General features: G+C 69.0%; 22 protein-coding genes and 1 pseudogene. 7 read left to right on the plus strand and 16 right to left on the minus strand.

What is annotated here, in order from left to right; genetic code table 11:
- The first annotated feature begins 194 nt into the window (after nt 1-194).
- Both D5S19_RS22350 and D5S19_RS22355 read left to right on the plus strand, forming a co-directional pair.
- On the plus strand, nt 195-815 hold the full coding sequence (locus tag D5S19_RS22350) for a hypothetical protein (protein WP_120025368.1): 621 nt from the start codon (nt 195-197) through the stop codon (nt 813-815).
- Between the two features lie 81 nt (nt 816-896).
- The gene (locus tag D5S19_RS22355; protein ID WP_120025369.1) at nt 897-1511 is read left to right on the plus strand and encodes a class I SAM-dependent methyltransferase; all 615 of its coding nucleotides are present in this window, start codon (nt 897-899) and stop codon (nt 1509-1511) included.
- A gap of 12 nt (nt 1512-1523) precedes the next feature.
- Here D5S19_RS22355 and D5S19_RS22360 read toward each other — a convergent pair whose 3' ends face one another.
- From D5S19_RS22360 to ctaD, 3 genes are all read right to left on the minus strand, one after another.
- On the minus strand, nt 1524-2165 hold the full coding sequence (locus D5S19_RS22360; RefSeq protein ID WP_120025370.1) for a cation transporter: 642 nt from the start codon (nt 2163-2165) through the stop codon (nt 1524-1526).
- Nucleotides 2162-2497 carry a Cd(II)/Pb(II)-sensing metalloregulatory transcriptional regulator CmtR gene (cmtR, locus tag D5S19_RS22365; protein WP_120025371.1) on the minus strand — a complete coding sequence of 112 codons (336 nt, stop codon included), beginning with the start codon at nt 2495-2497 and terminating at the stop codon, nt 2162-2164. The genes D5S19_RS22360 and cmtR overlap by 4 nt, the downstream gene beginning before the upstream one ends.
- Before the next feature lie 384 nt (nt 2498-2881).
- Nucleotides 2882-4576 (minus strand): aa3-type cytochrome oxidase subunit I, encoded by a 1695-nt coding sequence (gene ctaD, locus D5S19_RS22370; protein ID WP_120025372.1) that lies wholly within the window; start codon nt 4574-4576, stop codon nt 2882-2884.
- Nucleotides 4577-4874: 298 nt separating this feature from the next.
- Here ctaD and D5S19_RS33855 point away from each other — a divergent pair.
- Nucleotides 4875-5081: pseudogene (locus tag D5S19_RS33855) on the plus strand (hypothetical protein); the annotation flags it as partial.
- A 2-nt stretch (nt 5082-5083) separates the two neighbouring features.
- A complete protein-coding gene (locus tag D5S19_RS33860) occupies nt 5084-5329 on the plus strand; it encodes a catalase (RefSeq protein ID WP_325050302.1) in 246 nt (81 codons plus the stop codon).
- A gap of 735 nt (nt 5330-6064) precedes the next feature.
- Here D5S19_RS33860 and D5S19_RS22380 read toward each other — a convergent pair.
- Both D5S19_RS22380 and D5S19_RS22385 read right to left on the minus strand, forming a co-directional pair.
- On the minus strand, nt 6065-7447 hold the full coding sequence (locus D5S19_RS22380) for a sensor histidine kinase (protein WP_120025373.1): 1383 nt from the start codon (nt 7445-7447) through the stop codon (nt 6065-6067).
- Entirely contained in the window at nt 7444-8139 is a 696-nt protein-coding gene (locus tag D5S19_RS22385; protein WP_120025374.1) for a response regulator transcription factor, read from the minus strand. Before D5S19_RS22385 ends, D5S19_RS22380 begins: the two co-directional genes overlap by 4 nt.
- A gap of 139 nt (nt 8140-8278) precedes the next feature.
- Between D5S19_RS22385 and D5S19_RS22390 the strand changes: the two genes are divergently transcribed.
- Entirely contained in the window at nt 8279-9655 is a 1377-nt protein-coding gene (locus tag D5S19_RS22390; protein ID WP_120025375.1) for a ferredoxin reductase family protein, read from the plus strand.
- A gap of 15 nt (nt 9656-9670) precedes the next feature.
- Complete coding sequence (locus tag D5S19_RS22395; RefSeq protein ID WP_120025376.1) at nt 9671-10150, plus strand: FMN-binding protein; 480 nt, start codon at nt 9671-9673, stop codon at nt 10148-10150.
- A gap of 130 nt (nt 10151-10280) precedes the next feature.
- Here D5S19_RS22395 and D5S19_RS22400 read toward each other — a convergent pair whose 3' ends face one another.
- The 9 genes from D5S19_RS22400 to D5S19_RS22445 form a co-directional block, all read right to left on the minus strand.
- Nucleotides 10281-10583: a hypothetical protein gene (locus tag D5S19_RS22400; protein ID WP_147397488.1), complete on the minus strand. Its 303-nt coding sequence runs from the start codon at nt 10581-10583 to the stop codon at nt 10281-10283.
- 540 nt (nt 10584-11123) lie between these two features.
- On the minus strand, nt 11124-13376 hold the full coding sequence (locus D5S19_RS22410; RefSeq protein ID WP_158605602.1) for a S9 family peptidase: 2253 nt from the start codon (nt 13374-13376) through the stop codon (nt 11124-11126).
- A 37-nt stretch (nt 13377-13413) separates the two neighbouring features.
- Nucleotides 13414-14892 carry a S10 family peptidase gene (locus D5S19_RS22415; RefSeq protein ID WP_120025380.1) on the minus strand — a complete coding sequence of 493 codons (1479 nt, stop codon included), beginning with the start codon at nt 14890-14892 and terminating at the stop codon, nt 13414-13416.
- Between the two features lie 12 nt (nt 14893-14904).
- Nucleotides 14905-15915, minus strand: a complete 1011-nt coding sequence (locus tag D5S19_RS22420) for a dipeptidase (RefSeq protein WP_120025381.1) — start codon at nt 15913-15915, stop codon at nt 14905-14907.
- Nucleotides 15916-16030: 115 nt separating this feature from the next.
- Nucleotides 16031-17026: a dipeptidase gene (locus tag D5S19_RS22425; RefSeq protein ID WP_120025382.1), complete on the minus strand. Its 996-nt coding sequence runs from the start codon at nt 17024-17026 to the stop codon at nt 16031-16033.
- A gap of 19 nt (nt 17027-17045) precedes the next feature.
- Complete coding sequence (locus D5S19_RS22430; RefSeq protein WP_120025383.1) at nt 17046-18884, minus strand: dipeptide ABC transporter ATP-binding protein; 1839 nt, start codon at nt 18882-18884, stop codon at nt 17046-17048.
- Entirely contained in the window at nt 18881-19756 is an 876-nt protein-coding gene (locus tag D5S19_RS22435) for an ABC transporter permease (RefSeq protein ID WP_120025384.1), read from the minus strand. Before D5S19_RS22435 ends, D5S19_RS22430 begins: the two co-directional genes overlap by 4 nt.
- Entirely contained in the window at nt 19753-20718 is a 966-nt protein-coding gene (locus D5S19_RS22440) for an ABC transporter permease (RefSeq protein ID WP_120025385.1), read from the minus strand. The genes D5S19_RS22435 and D5S19_RS22440 overlap by 4 nt, the downstream gene beginning before the upstream one ends.
- A gap of 104 nt (nt 20719-20822) precedes the next feature.
- Nucleotides 20823-22478, minus strand: a complete 1656-nt coding sequence (locus tag D5S19_RS22445) for an ABC transporter substrate-binding protein (RefSeq protein WP_158605603.1) — start codon at nt 22476-22478, stop codon at nt 20823-20825.
- Between the two features lie 570 nt (nt 22479-23048).
- Between D5S19_RS22445 and D5S19_RS22450 the strand changes: the two genes are divergently transcribed.
- Entirely contained in the window at nt 23049-23945 is an 897-nt protein-coding gene (locus D5S19_RS22450) for an alpha/beta fold hydrolase (RefSeq protein WP_158605604.1), read from the plus strand.
- A gap of 185 nt (nt 23946-24130) precedes the next feature.
- On the opposite strand, the gene D5S19_RS22455 is transcribed toward D5S19_RS22450, so the two are convergent.
- Together D5S19_RS22455 and D5S19_RS22460 are read right to left on the minus strand one after the other, a co-directional pair.
- On the minus strand, nt 24131-25246 hold the full coding sequence (locus D5S19_RS22455) for a serine hydrolase domain-containing protein (protein WP_120025388.1): 1116 nt from the start codon (nt 25244-25246) through the stop codon (nt 24131-24133).
- A gap of 82 nt (nt 25247-25328) precedes the next feature.
- Nucleotides 25329-26477: a DmpA family aminopeptidase gene (locus tag D5S19_RS22460; RefSeq protein WP_199730632.1), complete on the minus strand. Its 1149-nt coding sequence runs from the start codon at nt 26475-26477 to the stop codon at nt 25329-25331.
- Between the last annotated feature and the right edge of the window lie 156 nt (nt 26478-26633).

The raw sequence follows: 26633 nt of genomic DNA on the forward strand, positions 1-26633 counted from the left end.
GACCCTTCACGGACTCTGAGTCTGTGAAGGGTCCCTTCACAGACCCGAAACCGGTCCGGCGCACGCCACGAGGTGGTCGCACACACCTCCGCATCGCCCACTGCCGGGTCCCCGACCAACTTTGCCGACACCCTGCCCGGAAACCCACCTCAAGGCCCTGACCACCCGTTCACCACCCTGGTAACTTCCGCGGAATGCGCTTACCACGATGGGCAGCGGCCGGAGTCAAGGTTTTCGCTGCATCCTCCGCAATCCTGCTGGCCAGCCTCTCCGCCTCGGGCGCGCAAGCGGCTCCTGCCACCCCGGGCGGCGAATGCACGAGCCCATCCATCGATCGGCTCCAGCAGTGGCTGGCAAGCGGCGAGGGCACCACCGTCCCGGCCACCGGGAGCCTCCTCGTCCCGGAACGCGGCGGTTACGCGGCGAAGGTGGTCTTCCAGAAGAACGAGTGGCACGTCGTCGTGGTGTGGCTCGGCAATCTGTTCGACACCCAGGTCGACCTCACCGGTTCGGCCGGGTTCTGGCTGACCTACCGCGCGGACGACGACTTCTACGTGCAGCTGCGGCCCGCCTCCCACTGGAGCGGCGGCGACAAGTGGCTGACCCCGATCGCGGCGACGGGCGGGAAACTCGTCCGGAAGTTCGTCCCGTTCGCCCCGCAGGCCTGGACGACGCTGCCGGAACTCGGCACCCCGCCGTACTCCTTCGCGTCCGCGCTGCGCGAGGCGCGCGGGCTCGTCTTCGTGGGCAAGACGCCGAACAGTCTCGACTTCCGGGGCCTGCGCATCGACGCCTACCGGCCTCCGTGCCGCTGAGGCTTGGATTTTGCACTTTCCGCAAAGCCATTGGCCAGATCACCAACACCGCCCGCATAGTGGCGGCCGGAGGTGGTCCCCATGACCCGAATTCCCCAAGCCGAAAGCCAGCGCTGGGACGAGCTGTATCGCAGCCGCGAACAGCTGTTCAGCGGCAACCCGAACCCCGTCCTCGTCACCGAAATCTCCGACCTGCCGCCGGGACAGGCGCTCGACGTCGGATGCGGCGAAGGGGCCGACGCGCAGTGGCTGGCACGGCGGGGCTGGCACGTCACCGCGGTCGACATTTCCGAGGTCGCGTTGAACCGTGCCGCCGCGGCCACCGCCGACGTCGAGTCCCGCGTGTCGTGGGCACGGGCCGACCTCACCACCACGCCGCCGCCGGCGGGCTCTTTCGACCTGGTGTCCCTGCACTACTTCCCGCTCAAGCGCCAGCCGGGGCACGCGGCGTTGCACTGCCTTCTGGATGCCGTCGCCCCGGGCGGCACGCTGTTGTTCACCAGCCACGCCCACACCGATCTCGCCCCGAACGGAGACTTCGATCCCGACGACTACTACCAACCCGAGGAGATCGCCCGGCTCCTTGGCCAGGCCTGGAACGTGCTGGTCAACGAGACCCGCCCGCGCACCACTCCAGCCCCCGCCGGCACGCACCACACCCACGACACCGTCCTGCGGGCACAACGCTTGCCGTGAGCCCGGTCCCGATCAACAGCAGTGATCGCCCCGCCAGGCTTCCCGGCCTTCGCGGACCACGACGACCGCGATCACGAGGGCCGCCACCGGATCCGCCCAGGACCAGCCGAACACCGTGTTCAGCAGCAATCCCCCCAGCAGTACGGCAGAAAGGTAAGTGCACAACAACGTCTGCTTCGAATCGGCGACCGCACTGGCCGAACCGAGTTCCCGCCCCGCACGACGTTGCGCCCCGGACAGCACGGGCATGATCACCAGTGAGACTGCCGCGAGCACGATCCCCGCCGTCGAGTGCTCCGGCGCCTCACTCCGCACCAACGACCACACCGAGTCACCCGCGACGTACGCCGCCAGCAGGAAGAACGACACCGCGATCATCCGCAGCGCCGCACGTTCCCGCCGCTCCGGATCGGCCCCGGCGAACTGCCACGCGACCGCCACCGCGGAAAGCACTTCCGCCACCGAGTCCAGCCCGAACGCGACCAGTGCCGCCGACGAAGCCACCGCCCCGGCAGCGATCGCGACGAGCGCCTCGATGACGTTGTAGGTGATCGTCCCCGCCACCAACCACCGAATCCGTCGGCGCAGCAACGCTTTCCGCCCCTCGTCCGGCACGGCTCCCGGAGCACGGCAGTCGGCTTCGCCCGCCGTCATCGCGTGACCACACGGTCTTCGTCCGCGCAGGCGTCCGTCGGCGCCACCGCGAGCACCACCTGCGTCAGCTCCCCCAGCGCGCGGGCGAGATGCGGATCCGCCAGCGCATAACGCACCTGACGCCCTTCGTACGCGGCCACGACGAGCCCACAGCCGCGCAGGCAGGCGAGGTGATTCGAGACGTTCGACCGGCTCAGCCCGAGATGCTCGGCCAGCCGGGCCGGATACACCACCCCGTCGAGCAGGGCCACGAGAATCCGGCACCGGGTGGGATCCGCCAACGCCCGCCCGAGCCGGGCCAGCGCGGACTCCCGCGTCTCACAGGTCACCATGACTCGAATAGTACAGCAGTCAATGAACCATTGTGATCGGGCCTTAGTACTCCAGCGGCCGGCACGTACCCGGACCGATCGTTTCGACGACCAGGACGTCAGCCTTCGCGAACTCGAAAACTGCTGGTACATCGCCCGGCCGGCGCAGCGGAATCCCGGCCGTACAAGCCTTTCGGGCACCTGGCCGCCAGCTACTTCAGCGGCGGGACCGCAACCTGCGGCGGGGCACACCCGCACATCAACCTCCGCCGGGTCCACGAAACCAAAGCCCGGCTGCCGGCCGACGCTCAGACCTCAGGCGCCCCGTGGTCGCCAGGGAAGTGCCCGGCTACCCGCCCGGTCTGCCCCGGGCGCCACGCACCGTGGTCGTCGACCGCTGCGCCCTCACCGGTCGCGGCCCATCCGCACATGCCGTTCCGCGGACAACCGCTCTCGCATCTGCGGATAGTGCAGCTCGAACGCCGGCCGCTCGGAGCGGATCCGCGGCAGATCGAGGAAATTGTGCCGCGGCGGCGGGCAGCTCGTCGCCCACTCCAGCGAATTCCCGAACCCCCACGGATCGTCCACCTCGACCTTCTCCCCATAGCGGTAACTGCGGACCACGTTCCACAGGAACACCACCATGGACGCACCCAGGATGAAGGACCCGATCGTGGAGATCGTGTTCAGCAGGGTGAAGCCGTCCGTCGACAGGTAATCGGCATAGCGGCGGGGCATCCCCTCCGCGCCGAGCCAGTGCTGCACCAGGAAAGTCGCGTGGAAGCCGAGGAACGTGGTCCAGAAGTGCCATCGACCCAGCCCCTCGTGCAGCATCCGGCCGGTCATCTTGGGGAACCAGAAGTAGATCCCGGCGAAGGTCGCGAACACGATCGTGCCGAACAGCACGTAGTGGAAGTGCGCCACCACGAAGTAGCTGTCGTGCACGTGGAAATCCAACGCGGGCGCGGCCAGCAGCACCCCGGTCAGCCCGCCGAGCAGGAACGTCACCATAAACCCCACCGACCACAGCATCGGCGTTTCGAAGCTCAGTGTGCCCCGCCACATGGTGCCGATCCAGTTGAAGAACTTGATCCCGGTCGGCACCGCGATCAGGAAGGTCAGGATCGAGAAGAACGGCAGCAGCACCGAGCCGGTGGCGAACATGTGGTGCGCCCACACCGTCGCGGACAGCGCGGTGATGCTGAGCGTCGCCAGCACCATCAACCGGTAGCCGTAGAGCGGTTTGCGGCTGAACACCGGGACGATCTCGGTGACGATGCCGAAATAGGGCAGCGCCACGATGTAGACCTCCGGATGGCCGAAGAACCAGAACAGGTGCTGCCACAGGATCGCCCCGCCGTTGGCCGGGTCGAACACGTGCGCGCCGATCTGCCGGTCGGCCAGCAGGGCGAACAGGGCCGCGGTGAGGATCGGGAAGGCGAGCAGGACCAGGATCGCGGTGAACAGGATGTTCCAGGTGAACAGCGGCATCCGGAACAGGGTCATGCCGGGGGCGCGCAGGCAGAGGATCGTGGTGATCATGTTGACCGCGCCCAGGATGGTGCCCAGCCCGGACACGATCAGCCCGGTGATCCACAGATCCTCGCCGACCCCCGGCGAGTGCATCGCCTCCGACAGCGGGGAATAGGCGGTCCAGCCGAAGTCCGGCGCCCCTCCCGGGGTGAGGAAGGCCGACAGCACGATCAGCCCGCCGAACAGGTACAACCAGTAGGAGAACGCGTTCAGCCGCGGGAACGCGACGTCGGGCGAGCCGATCTGCAGCGGCAGGATGTAGTTCGCGAACCCGAACAGGTTCGGCGTGGCATACAGCAGCAGCATGATCGTGCCGTGCATGGTGAACAGCTGGTTGTACTGCTCCGGGGAGAGGAATTGCAGCCCCGGCTGGGCCAGCTCGCTCCGCATCAGCAGCGCCATCGCCCCGCCGGCGAGGAAGAACGCCATCGAGGTGCTCAGGTAGAGCAGCCCGATCTTCTTCGGATCAGTGGTCCGGACGAGCGCGAGCAGCACCGATCCCTTCTTCCCGCGCGCCTGAGGCGCGGGCACCGGCACGGGGGCAGGCCGGGGTTTCAGCTCGGTCATCGCTCGTCCTCCCACACCCGCGGGAGCCCGGCCGGGCCGGACCCCCGAACAGCGGATACCCCGGCCGGGCCGGCGCCACACCTCGCCGCCGGAAATCGGCACATCACCGCGGTCCCCTTCCCGGAATAGTTGCCCGCCGTCTCGCGGGAAACGGGCGGCGGTGCACGTAATCATCGGGCACGGCGAGCGCGTGCGCCATCGAGAATCGAAACGTCCGTAGTGCCGGTTTTTCCGGCGAGCGACGCAGGAACGGTCCTCGACCGGAGCCACCATTCAGCCACGCGCATTCCCGAACAGAATGCACCATCGCCGTGACAGATCCGCAGGACAAAGCCAAGCACCACCGCTCGACGAGGTCCGGTCCGGGCCAGCGGACCACGCAGCAGTGCGTGCGCCTCGTCCACGACCGACGGCTCTCTCACCACCCGGCGGGCGCGGGCCAACCGCACCCGAAGACTTCTATGCGCGGGCGAATCTCACCCATTTCGACCACAAACGTATACCTGAATGGGTGGTTCACACCCGCGGCGCAAGCGCATACGGCCATTTCGAGGCCTACGACGATTCGCTTGCCTCGGCGCCACGGCGCAATTCCAGACGAGCCGTGAACGCATCCCGGTATTCGTGCGATTCTCCACCGTCGCCGGTTCCCGTGGCCCAGCCGCCACCGTGCGCGACGTCCGTGGTTTCGCCAGTCTTACGCCCGATGGACGAGCCACACCACAAGATCCCGGAGGCCCGGTCCGCACATGACACACCGTGGTACTTCTCGGGCGGCAGCCGGAACACCGCTCGCGTTGATCCCGCGCAGCTACCGGATGACGCCGGGCTTCGGTGCGCACAACGTCCACCGCCGCGGCCTCTGGGACGCCATCGAGGCAACGCTTCCGCCGCCCACAGCTTCGAGTGCGGGCCGCCATAACCATCCAGGATGGCGGTGATGTCGCAGTCGTCCCGGAAGGCGATGCCCTGGTTCGACGAGACGATCGTGAAGAGGTGCTCTCGGTCGGGAACCCTGTTTCCGGTGGAGGCAACCAAGTGGCGACAGCGCCGTCCGGCTCGCGGGAGCCCTTTGCGGACAAGAGAGGACGAACAAGTGCCGCCCGGCGACCACATCCTGGTCATCGGTGCGCGAGTCCCGCGCGATGCGGTATTCCTTGGCCTGCGGTGCTCCGGGCCTCCCGCTCTTGGCCGGGGAGGTCCTGCCCGGGACGGTGGCGGGGCAGGCACGTCCCGCCACCGGGCTCCCGGCACCGCATGCTTCAGGCGCTGCGCTCCGGGCGATCCCGGTGGTCCGGCGCAACCGAAGGGCCCGGCGCGGCCGGCAGGTCCCCCGCGCGCGGGAGTGAGCCGGACCGGTCGTCTGGCACACATCGCCGGTCCCGTCCACTCCCCGGCCCCTCCCCCTGGGCTCGATCGCCCCGGTTCGAATCCCGGGCTCGATCCCCAGCCTCACCCCCGGGCTCAAACCCGGATTCGATCCGCACCTCAATCCCCGCCTCGATCAACGTCGGAATCCGCCAAGACCGTCCCGACGGTGAACCCGACCGTGGCCCCGCCGCCCTCGCGGGGTCCGGCGAACACCGCTCCCCCGTGGGTCAGCGCGATCTCGCGGACGATCGCCAGCCCCAGGCCGGAGCCGGGCAGGGCGCGGGCGGCGGCGGCGCGGTGGAACCGGTCGAACACCCGGGCCAGCTCCTCGTCCGGGATGCCGGGGCCGCGGTCGAGCACCTCGACGCGGCCGGCCCGTACCCGGATCTCGACCGGACCGTCGCCGGCGTCGAACTTCACGGCGTTCTCCAGGAGGTTCGACACTGCTCGTTCCAGGCCTTTCGGGCGGCCGGACACGACGGCGGCGTCGGCGTCCACGAGCACCGGGCGGCCGGTGCGGCGGCGGGTGCGGGCGGCGGCGCGTTCGGCGATCTCGCCCAGGCGGACGGGTTCGGCGGCCTCGCCGTCGTATCGGTGGGTCGCCAGCTCGACCAGTTCGGTGACCAGGTGGGTCAGCTCGCGGGTCTCACCGTCCACATCGGACAAAAGCCGCCGTCGTGCGCCGGGGGACAGCTCCTCGAATCGTTTCAGCACGCTCGCGTTGGTGCGCAGGCTGGTCAGCGGCGTCCGCAGCTCATGTGCGGCGTCCTGCACGAGCCGTTCCTGGTCGGCGCGGGAGTCGGCGAGGTGGCTGAGCATCGCGTCGAACGACGTCGCGAGGCGGCCGACCTCGTCCCGGCCGCCGGTCGGGACGGTGATGTCGAGCCGGCCGCCCGCGCTGACCTGCTCGGTCACCCGGGTCAGCCGTTCCAGCCGCCGGGTGATCCGCCGGGCCAGCAGCCAGCCGGCCAGTGCGGCCCCGGCAAGCACGGCGGCGCTCACCACGGTGGTGCGCGTTTCGAGGTCTTCGAGCACGTGCCGGGTCTCGTCCACGTCGATGCCGAGCTGCAACGCCCCGCGGCCGGGGCCGAGCGCGACGGTGAGCACGCGATAGTCGTCCGGGCCGACCGTGACATCGGCGAACGACTGGCCGGTCGCCGCCGTGGCGAGGGCTCGGTCGGCGGGCCGCACCGGAAATCCGACGGGGCGTCCGCCGAGGTGCTGCACCGTCCCGTCCGGCGCGAGGACCTGCGCGGCCATCGGCTGGGCCTCGTCGTGGTCGTTGTCGTGCGGGGCGCGGGGCAGGGCCCGGGGCAGGGCGCGGGGCGCCAGTACCTGGGTGGCACCGGCGGCGACCTCGGCCGCCGACGCGCTCAGCGATCGGTCCAGCTCGGCGCCGATCCGCTGCGCGGCGGTCTGGAAACTCAGCACCCCGACCAGGATCGCCGCCCCGCCGCCGACCACCGCGAACCCGGCCACCAGCTGGCTGCGCAGATTCACCGGGCCCTCGCGGTGTAGCCGACCCCGCGCACCGTGTGGATCAGCTCGCCGGCCCCGGCGTGCTCCAGTTTGCGCCGCAGGTATCCGATGTAGACGGCCAGGTTCTTCGACTCCGGCCCGAACTCGTAACCCCAGATGCGCTGATGGATGGTGGCCCGGTCGAGCACTATGCCGGCGTTGCGCACCAGCAGTTCCAGCAGATCGAATTCCGTTTTGGACAGTTCCAGCTCGGTGTCGCGCCACCACGCCCGGCGCGCCGCGCTGTCCACCGACAGCGACTCCAGGCGCACCGTGCGCTGGTCCGGGTCCTGGGGCACCGCGCTGCGCCGCAGCAGCGCGCGCAACCGCGCCAGCAGCTCGTCCAGCTCGAACGGTTTGGGCAGGTAGTCGTCCGCGCCGGCGTCGAGACCCGCCACGCGATCCGCGGTCTCGATCCGTGCGGTGAGCATCAGCACCGGGGTGCGATCGCCGTCGGCCCGCAGCACCCGGCACACGCCGAGGCCGTCCACCCCGGGCATCATCACGTCCACGATCAGCACGTCGAACCCGCCACGCCGGGCCAGCGCCAGTGCCTGGACGCCGTCCTCGGCCTCGGTGACCCGGTACCCCTCCAGCTCCAGCGCACGCACCAGAGACTCCCGGATCGCCCGGTCGTCATCGGCGAGCAGCACGTGATGGGCCATACCGGCCATCTTGCCCGATCGGCCCGCACCGGACGGGTCCGCGGACGGCCCGGACGGCCGACTCTCACCGGACTCTTAACCGGGCCCAGCCGGTTGTTCACCCGATGGGCGGACTGTGGCGGGGACAGCCGATCCCAGGAGCCCCGACTTGACCGCCACCCTCCGCTCCCCCGTCCTCCGCCGGCCCCGGGCGGCCCGCCCGTGGTGGCGTGACGCCTGCGGTCTGGTCACCTGGTTCAGCCTGCTGTTCGTGGTGGCGCTGTGGGTCTCCGGCGGCGGGGTGCGCACGCTTGCCACCGACCCGCTGACCTCGCTGGGCCGCGTGACCGGGCTGGTCTCGGCGGACCTGCTCCTGCTGCAGGTGCTGCTGATGGCCCGGATCCCCCTCGCCGAACGCAGTTACGGCCAGGACGAACTGGCCCGGCGGCACCGGCTGATCGGCTTCGGCTCGATGACACTGATGCTCGCGCACATCGGGCTGATCAGCCTTGGCTACGCGGTCACTGACCACAGTGGACTCCTGGCCGAGGTCTGGGACCTCGTCACGACCTACCCGGGCATGCTCCTCGCGACTGCGGGCACTCTGGCGTTGCTGCTCGTCGCCGTCACCTCGGTCCGCGCTGCACGCCGGAAGCTCCGGTACGAGTCGTGGCACCTGCTGCACCTCTATGCCTACGTCGGGGCCGGGCTGGCCCTGCCCCACCAGTTGTGGACCGGCGCGGACTTCACCGCGTCTCCGGTCGCCACCGTGTTCTGGTGGACCGCGTACGCCCTGGCGGCCGGTTCTGTGCTGGTGTGGCGGGTCGCGTTACCGCTCGTGCGCACGCTGCGGCACCGTCTCGTCGTCGAGCACGTCGCCCGCGAGGCGCCGGGAGTCGTGTCTGTGTACCTGCGTGGACACGCGCTCGACCGGCTTCCGGTGGCGCCCGGTCAGTTCTTCGTGTGGCGTTTCCTCACCGTTCCCGGGTGCACGCGGGGGCATCCGTTCTCGCTGTCCGCCGCGCCCGACGGCACCCGGCTGCGGATCACGGCCAAAGATCTCGGCGACGGGAGCGCCCGGCTGGCCCGGCTCAAGCCCGGCACCCGCGTCCTGTTCGAAGGCCCCTACGGCCGTCTGGGATCGGTGCGCAGCAGCCGGAAAATGACCCTGATAGCGGCCAGCGTCGGCATCACCCCGCTGCGCGCCCTCGCCGAAGCATTGCCTTACCACCCCGGTGAGGCGGTCCTCCTCTACCGGGCCAGCACTCCCGCCGACCTGCTGTTCCGGCACGAACTCGAACATCTCGCGACCCACCGGGGCATCCGCGTCCACTACCTGATCGGTCCTCGCGCGCCCCGCTCCTGGCTCCCGGACCAATACCGCGGGACGTCCGACGCGCACCTCCTACGGCACTGGATACCCGATATCGCCGAACACGACGTGTTCGTATGCGGCCCCGCGAGCTGGACCGGCACCGTCGTCGCGTCGGCCACCTCCGCCGGGGTTCCCGCCACGCACATCCACACCGAAACCTTCGCCTGGTAAGGAAGGCACCGCCCGATGCGCAAGATCGCCCTGGTTTTCGCCGCCACCGTCTCGGTGCTGGTCCTGCTGTTCAGCTACCGCACCAGCACACACTCCGGCGCGCTCGCCACCGCGCCGCAGAACCGCGCGCCGGCCGGGTCCTCCGTGCCGTCCGCGCCGTCGGGCACCAACCCGCCCAGCGGCACGTCCAGCACTCCGACGGGCACTTCCGGCACGCCCACCGGCACCTACGACGGCGGCGCCGCCGACACCCGCTACGGCCCGGTGCAGGTCGAGATCACCTACACAGCCGGTCGCATCACCGCCGCCCGCACCCTGCGGACGCCCAGCGAAAGCGGCCGGGACATCGAGATCAACAATGCCGCCGTGCCCACTCTCATCCAGGAGACGCTGCAAGCCCAGAGCGCGCACATCGACACCGTCAGCGGCGCCACCTACACCTCGGAGGGCTACGCCGAATCGCTGCAATCCGCGATCGACGCAGCCCACGGTTGACGCCGGGCGCACGTCGCGAATCCGGCGCGATTTCAGCTCTCCGGCAGCCGGCGGGCGCGTTCGAACCAGGTGAGGAACAGCTCGTTCAGCTGGTTGATCACGTTCAGGGTCCGCCGGTTGGTCGTGAGCATCACCAGCCCGGTGCGCGTCTCGGTGTCGAGGGCGAGCCCGGAGTGGTAGAACAGCGTCGTCCCGCTGTGCCACCAGGAGGCCGGGCGCGCCAGGCCAGTCCCTGCACGACCTGGCCGTTCCAGGTCGACCTGATCGGGGAGTCCGGATCGTCCTGGTAGGGCACGGAAAAGTACGGCTGCCGGGTCCGGCGCATCGCGCGGGCCAGCACCGTGTCCTCGTTCTCGGTCGTGGCCCGGATCTGCGCCTCGGCGAAGCCGAGCAGGTCGTGCGCCGTCGAGCGCAGTCCGCCCTGGCTCATCATGACGTCGTGGTACCAGTTCGGCAGGGGCTGGCCTTCGGCGTCAAAAGGCGACCTGCATGCGCTAACTGGTCGAGCGTGATCGTGTAGAAGGTGTCCGTGAGGCCAAGCGGTTCGAGGACCAGCTCCCGCAGCAGCTGCTCGTAATCGCAGATGTGCCCGAGCGTGCCCGGCACCGAGTACAGGAACCCGGTGCCGGTCGGATGCGCGAACTTCGCGGTCTCCAGAGCGGCGTAGAGGTCTTCCTTCCGGTGCCGCAGGTAATGCGTGTAGGTATCGAGTCCGGCTCCGGGACAGGCGCGAGTTCCGCGCCCGGCGTGCGGAAACCACGCAGGACACGCTGCCCCCGCACGGTCAGCCCCAGGCTGAAGGTGGCCGCGGGGCAGTCCGTCAGGTATTCGCCGATCTGCCGCTGGATGTCGGCCACCAGCGTGTCGATGGTCATGGCGGGCTTCACCTCTTCACGAGGGGGCCTGTCACGAGGGGGTCCGGCCGGGCGGGACAGGCGGTCGCGCACCGGCCCCGCCCCACCCGGCCGGAGACTCAGCTGACCGGGACCTCTTCGAGCTGGTAGACGGGCGGGGTCTCGCCCATCAGGTGCTGAACGAAGTAGTCCCACCGCCGCCGGATGAAGTACGTCCGGTGCACCATCATGTGGTGATCGGCGTTCGGCACGATCAGCATGTCGAAGTTCTTGTCGGCCTTCATCAACGCGTCCACCAGCCGCATCGTGCCGTGGGGGGTCGCGTTGTCGTCCATCTCGCCGTGGATCAGCAGGAGCTTGCCCTGCAGCTGGTCGGCCAGCGAGACGTTGGCCTGCCGCGCGAAGTCGAAGTCCTCCGGCAGGCCGAAGAACTTCTCCCCCCACCACGAGTGGTTGAGCCGGTTGTCGTGGTTGCCCGCGGAGGACACGGCGACCTTGTAGAACTCCGGCGCCTGCAGGATGGCGCGGGCCGAAGCGTAGCCGCCGGCCGAGTACCCGTAGACCCCCACCCGGTCGAGGTCCATCCACGGGCGGCTCTCGGCGAGCTGCTTGATCGCCGACACGTGGTCGTCCACGAACACCGCGTTTCCGGAGACCCGCGAGAAGTCCTGGAAGGGCTGGGACCGCAGCGCGCTACCCCGCGCATCGACCACGGTCACCACGAAGCCGAGCGCCGCGAAACATTCGGGATGGTTGAACCCCGCCACCGAACCGGTGAACGGGCCCTGCGTCGTCGGGAACCGCATGGGAGCGCAGGAGATCTGCGGTCCCGGGTAAACACAGTCGAGCACCGGGTAGGTCTTGCCCGGATCGAAGTCCAGCGGCCGGTAGACCGCGCAGTAGACGTCCGTCTCGCCGTCGGCGGCCTTCACCACGGCCCGCTCCGGCGCGGTCCAGCCCGCCTCGTACAGCGCCGTGGCGTCGGACCGCTCCAGCTCGGTGACCACCGCGCCGGCCCGATCGCGGAGCACGACGACCGCCGGCACGTCCCAGCGGGAGGTGAGGTCCACGAAGTACCGGCCGGACTGGGACGGGGTCACCGAATGGTCCAGACCATCGGAGGTGATGGCCTCGACCGGGCCGCCGTCCAGCGACACCGAACACAGCTGCTGCAGGTACGGATCGGCCTCCGGGTCCTGGCCGCCCGCGGTGAACACCACCCGGCGGGCGTCCTCGTCGATCGTGACGACGTGCCGGACCATCCAGTCGCCGGAAGTCAGCGTGGTGACCGTGCCGTCCCTGTCGTAGCGGTACAGATGACCCCAGCCGGTGCGCTGGGACCACCACAGCACCTCACCGGTGGAGAGCGTCCGGATGTTGCGGTCCTGCTGCTGCGGGCCGTAGAGAATGTGCGACGTGCTGCTCTCGGTCACCAGCACCTCGACCGCGCCGGTCGCCACATCGAACTCGTGCAGCGCGACGTTGTGGTCCCCGCGGTCGTTGGACAGCCAGTAGGCCTTGGTCTGGTCCTTGCTCCACCACACCCAACTGTAGGCGGTCGCGGGCACGAACGGCATGGTGACCGGCCCGTAGTCGGCCTTGACCTGCTTGCCGGTGGCCGCTTCGAAGGCGAAGAACTCCGCGCTCGCGACCTTCTCCTCCCCCGGCAGCGCGTAGCGGTAGGACAACACCCGCGGCCGTCCCCCGTCGAACGGCGAGGCGCGGACCAGGTGCATCAGCTCGACGCCGCGCTGGTCCAGGCGGTGGGTCACGAAGCGGGTCGAGTCGGGCGACCAGACCACCATCGGCGGCATCTTCAGGCCGATGTTCTCCTGCATCACCAGCGCGGCGACCTGATCGGTCATCCCGGCATAGGCGTACCCGTCCTCCCCGTCGGTGGTCAGCTGCCGCTCCTCGCCAGTCTCGGTGTCCCGCACGAAGAGGTTGTGCTCACGGCACACCACGGCCCAGCGCCCGTCCGGCGACGGCTCCTCGTCCGTCCGGAACTCGCCGAGGACGGTCACGGTGTAGCTGCCGAGGTCGACGTCCACCCGCACGCCGTTCACAATCAGCCGCACCGCGCCGTCGCGCGGCTCGATGTCGATCACCGGCAGCTTGTCCGGCTCGAACTCGGTCTCCAGCGCCTTGGCCAGCGCCTCGGCCATCCGGGTGTGGTCGAACGCCGGCCGCCTGGTGCCGGCTTCGGCGTCCACCAGGACGAACTCGTGACCTTTGCCGACCCGGTTGAGGTACCAGAGCGTCTCGGTCCCCCCCACCCAGGTGGGAACCAGCCCGGCGGAGCTGATCAGCTCCCTCATCTTGTGCGGCAGCATTTGTTCCGCTTGGGCATAGCGGGCGGCGAGATCGGGCACGGACTGGCTCCTTCGGGCGTCGGCGGAATCGGGGAGGTCAGGCATTCGGCGTCCGGAGAGTGGCCAGGAACTGGGTCAGATCGGTCTTCATCCCGGCGAGCGACGGCTCGTGCAGATAGATCATGTGGCCGGACTCGTAACGCTTCATGGTGACATTGCGCGCCTGCTCGGGTTGCAGGTGCAGGTGGTCGAAGGTCAGCTCCGCGGAGAAGTACGGGGTGCCCAGGTCGTAGTACCCGCTCTGCAGCAGCACCTTCAGGTGCGGCGCCCGGTTCAGCGACGCGCGCAGCTGCGTCGCGGTCTCCAGCTGCGGGGTCCAGATCCCGTTCTGCTCGGTCGCGCGGCCCTTCCATTTCGGGAAGTAGGTCTGCGGGCGGTACGACAGCCCCAGGTCCCCTTCCCAGCCGAGGTCCTCGCGCAGGTGGCGGTTGAGCGCCCGCGCGGCCGGACTCCAGACCATCGTCATACTGGGGTCGTTCTCGAACTTCTCGCCGACAACGTCGGAGTCGATGCCCGTCCAGCGGGTGTCGAGCCTGCCGACGGTGCGCCGCCGGTCGCGCAGCAGCGCCTTCATGAAACGCCAGATGTCGACCCGCAGGTTCGAGCCACGGATCAGCTCGGCCGAGAGCCCGGTCAGCTCGGCCACGCGCTTGGCGATCCGGTCCTGCTCCCCTTCGGTGAGCCGCGAGCCCTTCAGCAGGGCCAGGGGGTATTCGTTGAGCGCGAAGTCCTCGGCCTCGGCGGCGAGGGTGGGCAGATCGCCGGACACCACGCCGTGGTAGAGCGCGGTGGCCGCGTAGCTGGGCAGCATGCCGGCCGGGCCGAATACCGAGCCGATGCCGAACGACGCGCCGGCGACGTCCATGATCGAGGAGATCAGCACGACCCCGTCGACGTAGAGCATCGGGAAGCCCTGCAGGTAATCGGCGACCGCCGGGGCGCGCAGCGTCCCGTAGCTCTCGCCCATCAGCACGATCGGGCTCTCGCCCCGGCGCTCGCGGTCGACGAACTCCACCACGAAATCGCCCACGGCCGCGGCGTCCTCGTCGACCCCGTGGAACAGGTCGAGCTCCTCGCCCGGCGCCACCCGGCTGAACCCGGTGCTCGGCGCGTCGAGGAACACCAGGTCCGCGACGTCCAGCAGCGAATACTCGTTCTCCCGCAGCTGCCAGCGCGAGGTGTCGAACAGCGGGTCGCCCTCGAACGCGATCCGGCGCGGGCCGAAGCCGTACATGTGCAGCCAGATCGTCGAGGAGCCCGGCCCGCCGTTCCAGATGAAGATCAGCGGCCGGTCGCGCGGCGACTCCACCCCGTCGCGGAAGTAGGCGGCGTAGAAGATGGCCACCTTCGGCGTCGGCTGCTCCTCGCCGTCGTGCAGCACCAGCCGGCCGGTCTTGGCCGTGTAGCCGATCCGCTCACCGTTGATCGTCACGCTGTGCCGCGTGACGAACTGCTGGTCCTCCAACGGTTTCGCGTCCTTCTCGGCCGGTTTCTCGGTGGTCGCGGTGTCCGACATCGGGAACCTCTCCTAGTGGGTGGCGGGGACGGTGGCGGGGCGGGCGCGGTCGAGCAGGCGCAGATAGCTCCCGCCGGTGACGAGGTCGATCTCGGCCGGGGTGAGCCCGCGCCCGGCCAGGCCTTCGACGAAGTTGCCCAGGTGGCCGATGTGCTCCAGGCCGACCGGGCCCTGGGAGTAGATCGAGGTGCCGGTGCCGTGCAGCCCGTGCGAGCCGTCCGGGTCGACGGAGTCCATCACGCCCGCGAGCATCTCCATGGGGCCTTCCCAGAAATCCAGTCCCAGCGACAGATGTTCCGGCCCGACCAGGTCGTAGGTGTGCATCGCGTGGTCGAGCAGGTGCTCCAGGGTGGCCTCGGCCGGGACGCGGTGCACGTAACCGCGGTAGCTGTTGAGGCCGACCACCCCGCCGCGTTCGGCCACCGCCTTGATCTGGTCGTCGGTGAGGTTGCGCGGATGCGGGTTGACCGCGTCGGCGTTCGAATGCGACACGAACAGGTCCCCGGAGTACAGATCGAGGGCGTCCCAGAAGGACGCCCTCGACATGTGCACCAGATCGACCAGCACCGGCAGCTTTTCCAGTTCCTCCAACGTGGCTTTGCCCAGGTGGGTCAGGCCGCCCTCGCCGAAGCGCTCGTTCGCACCGGTACAGAGCACGTTCTGGACGTTGTGCGAGAACGTGAACGCGGTGATGCCGAGTTCCGACAAGGCGTAGAGCGCGTCGAAATCGCCGGCGAAGGACTGATAGCCCTCGACCGAGATGAACAATCCGAACGAACCGGCCGGCCGGTTCTCGAACTCGGCCCGGTTGCGCACGAAGGTCAGCTCGCCCTCGGACTGGGTGACTTCCGAGAGCAGCATGCCCAGCGTGGCCCAGTCGCTCACCTGCATCACCGCGCCGGTCAGCCCGCCTGCCCGCCAGCGCGGCAGATGATGCGTGCGCAGGACGTTCGCCCCGTGGCCCTGGGCCGCGTGCAGGGCGAGGACATTGCCCACCGCCGGACCGACATAGTTGTTGATCATGATCAGACATCCACCTCCGCCGTCACCGGACGGTTTTTCCGCTTGGCCGAAGATTAGCCAAGCGGCCAAACTATGGTCAATAGTTTGGGCTCATTTTTGGCCTAGCAACATGGGCTTAACTGGTGGACGGCCGGGCACGCTCCAGCATTCGCAGATAGGACTCGCCGCAGATCAGGTCGACCTCGGCTTGGCTCAGCCCGCGCTCGGCCAGCCCGGCGGCCAGCCGGTGGAGGCTGCTCGCGTCCTCGATCCCGTCCGGGCCGTGGGTGTAGAGCTCCCGGGCCCTTCCCTTGATGCCGTGCGCCCCTTCGGGATCGACCCAGTCCAGAATCGGGATCAGCATGTCCACCGGCGACTCGCAGTAGTCCGCCCCGATGCTCAGATGCTCCGGCCCGACCAGGTCGCACATGTACATGGCATGGTCGAGCAGATCCGACAGGGTCGAGCGCAGCGGATCCTTGGACACGTAACCACGGAAGGTGTTGAGCCCGATCACCCCGTTCCGCTCGGCCACCGCCCTGATCTGGTCGTCGGTGAGGTTGCGCGGGTGCGGGCACAGCGCGTCGGCGTTGGAGTGCGACACGAACAGATCGCCGTCGTAGTACCGCAGCGCGTCCCAGAACGACGCCCGCGACATGTGCACGAGATCGATCATCATCGGCACGTTCTCCAGCTCCCGCAGCATTTCCTTGCCCAGGTAGCTGAATCCGCCCTCCATCGGCTCGTTGCTGCCGGTACACAACAGGTTCTGCCGGTTGTGCGAGAAGGTGAACGTGCCGACGCCCAGTTCCGAAAGCGTGTACAGGGCTTCCAGATCACCCGCGAACGGGCCGTGGCCCTCCAGCGAGAAGAAGATCCCGAACGAGCCCTCGGGGCGGTTGTCGTAATCGGCCCGCGTGGTGCAGTAGGTGATCTCCCCCTCCGCACGCGAGAATTCGGCGAAATAGGCGTTGATGCTCGACCAGTCGGACACCTGCACCACCGCCGCGGTCAGGCCGCCCGCCTTCCACCTCGGCACGTAGACCTCGCGCAGGACGTTCGCCCGGTTTCCCAGGACTCCGTGCTGTGCCATCACGTCATAGATGACACCGCCGACATAACCGTTGATCATCCAGGCCTCCTCGCCATGATCACCCCGGCTCTCCGGGGATGGATTCGAGCAGCTTGCGGGTGTACTCGTGCTTCGGGTCGTCCAGCACCACGTCGGTCGGCCCGGATTCGACCACCCGGCCGCGGTACATCACGTAGACGAACTCCGACACGTGCCGCACGATCGCCAGATCGTGCGAGATGAACAGGTAACTGATGTCCTGCTCGGCACGCAGAGTGGTGAGCACGTTGAGGATCTGCGCCTGCACCGACATGTCCAGCGCGGACGTCGGCTCGTCGCAGATCAGCACCTTCGGGCGGACCGCGAGAGCGCGCGCGATCGCGACACGCTGGCGTTCCCCGCCCGACAGAGCCCTCGGCAGCCGCCGCGCGTAACCGGCCGGCAGGCCGACCATCTCCAGCAGCTCGCCCACCCGCTGCTTCGGGTTCGCCGCCTCGTGGTCATGCGTGACGACCGCTTCGCGCAGGGTCCAGCCCACAGTGCGCATCGGGTTCAGGCTCGAATAGGGATCCTGGAATACCGTCTGCACGTTCGAGCGCATGGTGCGGCGCTGTTCCGGGCGGACCTTCGCCCACTCGCCGAACGTGGTCCCGTCGATCACGATCTCGCCTTCGGTCGGCGTCTCCAGCCCGACCAGCACCCGGGCCAGGGTGGTCTTGCCCGAACCGGACTCCCCGACGATGCCGACGCTTTCGTTCCGCCCCACCTGAATCGACACCTCGTCGAGCGCGCGGACCCCGTGGGTCCCGGCACCGAAGGTCTTGCCGACCTCGCGCACCTGCAGGATCGGCTCGGGCCGGTCGGCGGCGGTCACCTCCGCGACCTGCTCGGCGAACGTGCGGAGACTGTTCATCTCCTGGCGGATCTCGGGCAGCTTGACGCAGGCGGACAACCGGTCCGGGGCCACCTCGGCCAGCGCCGGCGCACCGTCCCGGCACTCCGGACCGGCCCATCGGCACCGCGGCTCGAAGGTGCACTTGCCCTGCACCTCGTCCGCGATCGGCACCGATCCGGGCATCGCGACCAGCTTCTCCACCCGCCGCCCGACCGGCGGCTCGGACAGCAGCAGGCCCTGGGTGTAGGGGTGCAGCGGCTCGGCCTGCAGCTGCTGTGCATCGCCCACCTCCACCAGGGAACCGGCATAGAGCACGTAGAGCCGGTTGCAGGTGTCGAAGGCGACCCGCAGATCGTGCGTGATCAGGATCAGGCCCATGCCGCGGGCCTGCTGGATCCGCTTGATCAGGTCGAGCACCTCACGCTGGGTCGCGGCGTCCAGCGCGGTCGAGGGCTCGTCGGCGATCAGCACCCGCGGGTCGCGGCACAGCGCCGCGGCGATGCCGACGCGCTGGCGCATCCCGCCGGAGAGCTGGAAGGGATAGCGGTCGATCACCGACTCGTCGGTGATGCCCACCTCCGCCAGCCGGCGCAGCGCCTCCTCACGGGGCGTCCGGCCGTCCCGGATGCTCTCGGGCAGCAGCGATTCCTCAAGGATGCGCCCGCATCGCATGACCGGGTTCAGCATCGTGAACGGGTCCTGCAGGATCAGGCCGACCTCGCGGCCACGGATGGCCTGCCATCGGCGCTCGTCGGCGTCCAGCAGATTCTCGCCGCGGTAGAGCAGCTGTCCCGAGGCGTGCACGCCGGGTGGCAGCAGCCCGATCAGCGCCTTCGCGGTCATCGACTTGCCGCTGCCCGATTCGCCGACGATCCCGATCGATTCCCCGCGGCGCACCGAAAGCGCCGCCGAGGAGACGATCGTGCTCTCCCCGCCGTGCGCCTTTTTCGCCACGATGCGCACGTCCTGCAGATCGAACAGGGCCGAGTCCACTTCGTCCCGGCTCCGCGTCACGGTCGTCATCGTTCCCCTCCGCGTCCCGAGATCCGGTCATATCCCCAGTCGCCGATGATGTTCATCGCGACCCCGATCAGCACGACCGCGGCGCCCGGCGCCAGTGTCGCGATCGGATTTTCGAACAAGGACGCCTGCCCGTCCGACAGCATCTGGCCCCAGTCCGGGGATCCCGGCGTCACGCCGATGCCGAGGAACGACAGCCCGGACAGGCCGACCAGCGCGCCGGCGTAGCCGATACACGTGTTGGCCACGACCACCGCCGAGATGTTCGGCCAGATGTGCAGGAACATGATCCGGCGATTCGGCACGCCGAGGGTGCGGGCAGCCTCGACATAGGGCCGCGGCACCTGTTCGAGCGTCGCACCGCGCACGACGCGCGCGTCGAAGGGCACCATCAGCGCCATCAGCAGGATGACCGCGGTCCAGAAGCCGCCGCCGATCGTGCCGGCCACCACGATGATGATCAGCAGGCCGGGCACGGCCATCAGGAGGTCAGCCAGCCGCATGATGAACGCGTCGATGATCCCGCCGCGATACCCGGCCAGCAGCCCGAGGACGTTGCCGAACAGCATCGCGCCGCCTGCCACCACCAGCGGCGCGAAGAACGCGGTCCGGCTGCCGGCGATCAGCCGCGAGAACACGTCGCGGCCGAGCTCGTCGGTACCGAGCCAGTGCGCGCCGCTGGGAGGCGCCAGCGCGGCGGTCAGGTCCTGCGCGGCCGGGTCCTGCGGCACGAGCCACTGGCCGAACAACGCCATCACCAGGGCGAGCCCCATGATCGCGAAGGACACCACCACCGCCCCGCGCACCCGGCGCAGCCGCCGGATCAGGCGGGGTTTGTCCCGGGCCTTCCCGAGGTCGTACTCGGCTACCGTCATTGCGCGTGCCTCCCGAGCCGGATCCGTGGGTCGACGACCAGGTACGTGAGATCGGCCAGCAGGTTGGCCACGACGATGATCGCGGCCACCACCAGCGCGACGCCCTGGATCGTGGGTACGTCCTTCGTCTCGACCGACTGGATCAGCAGCGATCCGACGCCGTTGAGCGAGAACGTCTGCTCGACGATCACCCCGCCGATGATCACCGCGGCGAGCAGCGCGCCGCTGATCGTGACGACCGGGATCAGCGCGTTCCGCAGTGCGTAGGTGACCAGCACGCGGCGGGAGGACAGCCCGCGCGCCCGCGCGAACGTCACGTAGTCCTGGTCCAGCACCCCGATCATCGCGGCGCGGGTGTGCCGCACCATCAAGGCCATCACCGACAGCGCGAGCGCGATCGCCGGCAGGGTCAGATGCCAGAGCCCGTCGACGAACCCGGTGCCCATGCCGGCCACCGGGAACACCGGCAGCACCACCGCGAACAGGTAGAGGGCGAAGACGCCGGTGACGAACGCCGGCGCGCTCAGCGCCACGATCGAGGCAGCCACCGTGCTCCGGTCGAACGCGGTGCCCCGCTTCACCGCGGCGACGATGCCCGGGATGATCCCGAACACCATGGTCAGCACGTAGGCATATCCGCCGAGGAACAGCGAGACCGGCAACCGGTCGCCGATCTGATCGCCGACCGGCAGCGACGACAGAATCGAGGTGCCGAAGTCCAGGTGCAGTGCATTGGTGAGCCAGTACCAGTACTGGGCGAAGAACGGATCTTGCAGGTGGTACTTCGCGTTGAGCGCGGCGACCGCCTCGCTGGTGCGGGTGTTCGGCCCGAGCAGCACGTCCACCGGGCTGCCCGGGCTCAGGTAGGTCAATGAGAAGATCAGGAAAGAGACCACGACGAGCAGCAGGGCCATCGTGGCCAGCCGTCGCACGAGGTACCACACGAAGCCCGATTTGCTCATCGGCGGACCACCGGTCGCGTCATCACGTCCTCCTGGGGAATGGGGCGCACGGCCCGGCGGGAACCGGGCCGTGCGCCATTAGCTGTGCTGGGTGCGGCCAATGATCACCGTGGTTTGAAGTTCATCGGCCAGGACGTGGAGGTCCAGTAGTCCCCGAAGTTCACCCACTCGTAATTCTTCGAGGCGTAAGTGGCGCCTTCGTGGAAGAGCGGCACGTACGGCACGTCGGTCGCGACCATCTCCAGGATCCGGGTGTAGGCCTGCAACTGCTTGACCGGATCCGTCGCGGCCTTGCCGTCCACGAGGAGCTGGTCCATCTCGGCCGGGTGGTAGTTCGCCACGTTGAGCCCACCGTCACCGAGGAAGAAGTTGTCCCAGGACGCATCCGGGGAGCAGCCACCTGTGGTGATGTACGTCGGGGGACGTTTGTCGGCCGGCCCGAGCAGCACCTCGTAGTACGCCGTGGTGGACAGTGGCACGATTTCCAGGTTGATGCCGATCTTCTTCAGCTGCGCGGCGATCGCCTGGCTGATCCGCAGCGAGCCCTGGTCGTTGGTGGAGGTGAGGGTGCCGGAGAAGCCGGTCGGCTTGCTCGACTTCGCCAGTTCCTCCTTGGCCTTGGCCAGATCGTAGGGGTGTTTCTCGATCTTCGCCAGCGCCGCGTCCGCAGCCGCGGGGTCACCGATGTTGTGCAGCAGCGACGGCGCGATCAGCGTGTCGAGGGTGTCGACGTCGGCCCCCGCGGTCGCCTTGAGCAGCTCCTTCTTGTCCAGTGCGGCGGCGACGGCGAGCCGGACGTGGATGTCGTTCCACGGCGCGGTCTGCGTCGGCATGCTGAACAACGAGGTACCGCAGGTCGACCGGGTCGTCACCTGGACCCCCGAGGACGAAGCGAACGAATCCGGCGCGGACACCGCCGGCGCGACATCGACCTGGCCGGCCCGCATCGCCAGCGCCAGGCTGGTCTCGGTCTGGTAGAAGTTGACATTGAGCTGCTTGATCGGCGGCTCACCGCCCCAGTAAGTCGGGTTCGCCGTGTACTCGGCGCCCTTGTTCGGGTCGAAGCTGGTCACCTTCCACGGGCCGGTGCCCATCACCAGGGTGCCGGGCGTGCCGAAGGAGTCCTTGTGCGCCTCGGTGAAGGCCTTTTGATAGATCTGCGCGTACGGCAGGGCCGGCGTGTACTTCCAGGAGGTGTCCGGCTTTTTCAGCGTGACCACGACGGTGTGCGGATCACGCGCCTCGATCTTGTCCACGCTGCCATAGAACCCGCTCTTCCCGAACGACTCCCCGCCGTCGCGGGTCAGCGAGAAGACCACGTCGTCGGCGGTGAAGTCCTTGCCGTCCCAGAACTTCACGCCCTGGCGGAGGTTGTAGACGTACTCGGTGGGGCTGTTCTGCTTCCACGAGGTCGCCAGTCCCGGCTGCAGTTTCCCGTCCGGAGTGAGCTGCAGCAGCGTCTCCAGGCTGAGCTGGCCCATGTAGTAATAGCCGGATCCGGCCTTGCCCGCGGTCGGGTCGAGTGAGGTGTAGGCCGGCGAGAAGCCGACCGTGAGTTTGGGGATCGGGGACGTCGCGACGCTCTTTCCGGGCTCGACCGAGACGACCGACCCACCGTCGGTGGTCTTCCGGTCGGCGCCTGGCGGCTGGTTGTTCGCGCACCCGGCCACCACCAGGCACACGGCGGCCGCTCCCGCCGCGATCACCCGCGTCCTCCGCGCACGGGGCGAACGCGCCCGCAGGTCTGGAATCCTGGACATCAGTTCCTCCGGTTCGACTGACCATCTCCTGCGATGCCCGCGGGAGGTCTCTCGCGGGTGCTCTTGTCCGGCCCCGTCCGCACGGGGCCGCCGAAGGAAGGGACTCGTCCCGGACTCGCCTCGGCACAGCGGGTGTGCACGGCAACCATCGGGACCAACCTCCGATGTATCGGGGCCGGCGTGGAACCGGTCACGTGTGCTGGATACCTGACCATGAGTGGTGTATCGGCTAGGCTCAACGTGGTGATGTAGTTTGTCGCACACCCCCATGACTGTCAAGGCCTACATTCCTAGGTCATTTTCCCCGTTATATGCCCCAAGATCAGCATGGAATGGCCTAGCCAGCCCGGAGCATTCCCGGACTGGCGCCGATCCGGACGCATGTCTTGCGACTTTCGCGACCTGGTCACTATCGTTGTCACCTACCGAGCTATGACAATCATTGGCGGTGCGGGCCCCTCCAGCCAGGGAGGCAGATCGCCCGGTCCCGCCCTCGCCACGGGTACCCTGCCGGATCGCCACCAGACACCGAGCGGGTACCGCCCGTCATCGACACATGAAGGATCACCCATGTCTGCCGAACTCGCCCCCGGCTGGTCCTACGAACTCGTTCCGCTGCCCGACGGACGCACCTGCGAAGTGCTCGTCCACGGCGATCAGGAGCGGGCGCTGGTCCACCAGCCCGGCACGCCCAGCGGCGCCGCGCCGGATCCCCTGCTCGCGGAGGTGTGCGACGCGCTCGGGCTGCGGGTGGTCGTCCCGCTACGGCCGGGCTACGGCCGCAGCACCCCGAACCCCGGACGGCGGATGGCCGACGTGCCGGGCGATATCGAGGCGGTGGTCGCGAAACTCGGCGTCCGCGAGTTCATCAGCGCGGGCTATTCCGGCGGCGGACCGCACTCCCTGGCCACGGCGGCGCTCGCCCCGTCCTGCAAGGCGGCCGCGGTCGTCGTCAGCCCGGCACCGCGGGACGCGGAAGGTCTCGACTACTACGACGGCATGGCCCCGTCGAACCACGAGGAGTGGGCACTCGCCGACCAGGGTCCCGACGCCGTCCGGCCGTGGCTGGAGCGCCACGGCGCCGAGATCCGCGAGAATCCGGTCGGCAACTTCGTGGAGCTGACCGGCGACGCGCTGCCCGAGGTGGACCGCGCGGTGATCGCCGGCGACGCCGGGCGCGTCGGCGCGGGATTGGCCAAGGCGCTGGAGAACGGCATCGAAGGCTGGTTCGAAGACGACATCGCGCTCACCACGCCGTGGGGATTCGACCTCCCCTCGGTGACCACCCCGGTGGCGTTCTGGGCCGGGCGGCAGGACAAGTTCATCTCCTGCCGGCACACCGCCTGGATGGCGCTGCAGATCCCGGGCTCGGACCTGCATCTGCTGGCCGAGCACGGGCATCTGAGCCTCATGCGGGCACTGCTGCCCGAACTGCTCGGCGACCTCATCCGAAAGGCCGGGTGGTAGCCGTCCGCACGGCGGGCGGCTGAGACTACGGCGAACCGCTCCCCCGGGCTTCCGGAGGAGCGGTTCGTCGCATTTCCGGTGACCCGCACCGACCCGGCAGGGCTGTGAAGGGACCCTTCACGGCCGCAGAGTCCGTGAAGGGTCCCTTCACAGCCTTGGCGCGGGGGGAGCGATGGTGGGCCCCGTCAGCAGAGGCGGCGGAACCAGTCCTGTTGAAGCGGGTGCAGCACCTGCCGGTCGATGAGGCTCAGCCGGTGCGAGGAGATGATCGCGAAGCCGACCTGCGCGTGCTCGTCCACCCCGGCACCGGCGAGGTAGAACAGCGTGGTGCCGGGATGCCACCAGGCTCGGCCGGTCGGCCGGGGCAGGCCGCGCCAGGCGAGGCCCTGCACGAAGTCATTCCCGTCCTCGTCGTCCTGGCCCTGGTAGGCCGCAGGCCCGTCGAAGTACTCCACCCGAGTAAGGCGCATCGCTCTGGACAGCTCGGAATCGTCGCCGTCCGCGCTCGCCTTGAGGTTCGCTTCGGTGAACGTGAGCAGGTCGTTCATCGTCGAGCGCAGCCCGCCCTGGGGCAGCATCACGTCGTGGTACCAGTTCGGGCACGGTTGCCCGAGCCGGTCGAAGGCGGTCACCATCCGCGCCTGCTGTGCCGTGGACAGGGTGTAGCCGGTGTCGGCCAGGCCCAGCGGCTCGCAGATCGTCTCCTTGAGCAGTTCCTCGTACGGTCGCCCAGCCACCAGTTCCACGATGTGCCCGAGGGTGCCCATGCCGAGGACCGAGTACAGCCAGCCCTTCCCGGTCGGGTATTCCAGCTCCGCGGTTTCGAGGTCGGCGTACAGATGTTCCTTGCGGTAGCGCAGATAGTGCGTGTAGACGCCGAAGGGCGGTTCGGTGCCGCGCGTCTCCTCGTCGATGAACCGCTGATGCTGCTTGCCGACCGAGCCGAACCCGGCGCTGTGCGTGGCCAGCTGCCGCAGCGTCAGCGACCCGATCTCCTCGGGCAGCCGCAGGTGTTTCGGCAGGTACTTGCGGATCGGGTCCTCCAGGCCGAGCAGCCCCCGTCCCTCCAGGACGGCCAGCAGCGTCGTGGTGAAGACCTTCGAGACCGAGCCGATCTCGTACACCGAGTCGGCGTCGGGAAGCGGCGCAAGCTCCGCGCCGGGCGAACGCAGGCAGCGGACGTGGCGCTCGCCCCGAACCGAGGCTCCGAGGACGAGTGTCCCCTCGGCCCGTTCGGCAAGGTACTGCGTGGCTTCTTCTTCGATCTCGGCCAGAACTTCGTCGATCCTGGACGTGCCCACAGTGCTTCTCCTCCGGTTCGGGGGTGGGGACTACCGACGGCGGGCGGACCGGGTACGCCACCCGGTCCGCCCGCCGCGAGGCTCAGCTCGCGGCGCCCTCCGCGTTCTCGCGGGCACCGACGACCGCGGCACGCAGCTGCTCGGCGGGCAGCGGGTGCGCGGTGATGCCGTCGCGGCCAACCGTCGTGGCCGCGGCCAGCATCGAGTTGACGATCGCTTCCTCGGTCGCGTCGATGACCGCTTCGAAGAGCAGCTCGACCACCGTGTCGCTGGCCATGCGCACCGGGATGTCTTCGAAGTCGAGCTCGCCGAGCCCGACGCCGGGAAGCGTGTCGTTGCCGGTGGAGAAGGCCAGCAGCAGGTCACCACTGTTGTGCTCGCCAATCCCGCCGGTCCGGCCGATCGCGAGCGCGCCGCGCTGCGCCAGCCGCTCGCACTGGTGCGGCAGCAGCGGGGCGTCGGTGGCGATCAGGACGATGATCGAGCCGCTGCCCGCCATCTCCTTGCGCAGATCCTCGTAGGGCGAGGACACGATCTCGGTGGGGATCCGCTCGCCGATCGGGACGCCGTCGACGCGCAGCCGGCGCCGCTGCCCGTGGTTGGCCTGGACGAGCACGCCGAGGGTGTAGGCGCCGGAATGCGCGTTGGGCACCAACCGCGAGGCAGTCCCGATACCGCCATTGAACTCGTGGCAGATCATCCCGGTGCCGCTGCCCACGCTGCCCTCGGGGACCGGACCGTCCGACAGGGCGCGGAACGCGGCTTCGACGTGCTCCGCGCGGATGTGCTGACCGTTGATGTCGCTGAGGATTCCGTCGTAGGTCTCGGCGACCACCGGCAGGCAGAAGTAGGACTCGTCGTCACCGCGGTCACGGTGGATCTCGGCGATGATCGCGTCGCGCACCGCGCCGACGGAGTGCGTGTTGGTCAGCCCGATCGGGGTGGTCAGCTGCCCGTTCTCGCGGATCCAGGACAGCCCGGTCATCTCGCCGTTGCCGTTGAGCCGGTGCGCACCCGCGAAGACCGGGGACCGCCACACCGACGGCCGCGGCTCCACAATGGTCACACCGGTGCGGATCGGCCCCTTCCCGGTGACCAGCGGTCCCTCGCCCTCGGAGATCGTGCAGTGCCCGACACGCACGCCTGGCACATCGGTGATCGCGTTGTGCCGCCCCGGCGGGAAGATCCCCAGGGTGATCCCGAGATCGCGGCACCTCTGGGTTGCGGTCACGTCGTGCTCCCTTCAGCAGGCACCGGCGGAACGGCGAGGCGTCCCGAGTGCGTCATTCGAGGGCCCCCGGCGGCGAGGGCGTGGCCCGGACTTCCGGCGGAACAGGCCCGGCGCAGACTGGCCGACCTGCACAGACCGTTTGTTGTCCTAGCTTCC

The sequence above is a fragment of the Amycolatopsis panacis genome, assembly GCF_003600245.1.
In the GTDB taxonomy this organism is placed as follows: Bacteria; Actinomycetota; Actinomycetes; order Mycobacteriales; family Pseudonocardiaceae; genus Amycolatopsis; species Amycolatopsis sulphurea.